A 955-nucleotide genomic window follows, 5' to 3' on the forward strand; every position below is an offset into this window, starting at 1 on the left:
TGGCCCAGTCCATCGGCGGCAGCGGCGGTACGGGTGCGAACTCATATGGTCTTGTCGCGATCGGGGGCACAGGGTCCAGGGGTGGAACGGGTGCGGCGGTCAGCGTGACCAATCTGGGGCGCATCGTGACCGGAGGGAATGGCGCCCGCGGGATTATCGCGCAATCCATTGGCGGCGGCGGCGGTGACGGTGGTTCGTCCGGCGGGATGGTCTCGGTCGGTGGCAATGGCAGCGGCGGCGGCAGCGGCTCGACTGTGACTATCGTGAATGACGGGATCATTACCACGTCCGGCGATGACGCAATGGGCATTCTGGCCCAGTCCATCGGCGGCGGCGGCGGCAATGGTGGCTCGTCCGGGTCGGTTGGCGCTTTTGTTGGCGTCGCCATCGGAGGCGATGGCGGGGCCGGAGGAACCGGCGGCAATGTCAGTGTGACCCTGTCCAACACCGACAGCAGCCAGCCATCTGCCATCCAGACTTCGGGCGATCGTTCGGCAGGCGTGTTCGCCCAGTCCGTAGGCGGCGGCGGCGGTAACGGCGGCGGCGCGGTCTCAGTCGCGGTTGGCGCTTTTGGCGCGGCTTCGGTCTCTGTCGGAGGGTCCGCAGGCAATGGCGGCAACGGCGGGTCTGTCACGCTCAGCGGCAGTGGCTCGGCTTCGGTGCAAACCGGCGGCGACGATTCCGTTGGTGTGATGCTGCAATCGGTTGGTGGCGGCGGCGGTAACGGTGGTTATGCCGTTTCCGTTGCTGCGTCGGGCGGCCCGGTGTCCGGTTCGTTGGCCGTGGGTGTCGGCGGTGACGGCAGTGCCGGCGGCACAGGCGGCCCGGTTACGGTTGGTCAGTTCAACAGCAGCGGCGTTGCGACGGCTGCGGGTTTTGCGGGCACGGTTGTCACAACCGGCAACCGCTCGACAGGTATGTTGTTCCAGTCCGTTGGCGGCGGCGGTGGCAATGG

The 955-nt window shown here is 67.7% G+C and carries 1 pseudogene; it reads left to right on the forward strand.

Annotated features, from left to right (window positions below):
- A pseudogene (locus RA27_RS24310) lies at positions 1–955 on the forward strand (hypothetical protein); the annotation flags it as partial.

The organism is Ruegeria sp. ANG-R (assembly GCF_000813985.1).
GTDB lineage: Bacteria > Pseudomonadota > Alphaproteobacteria > Rhodobacterales > Rhodobacteraceae > Ruegeria.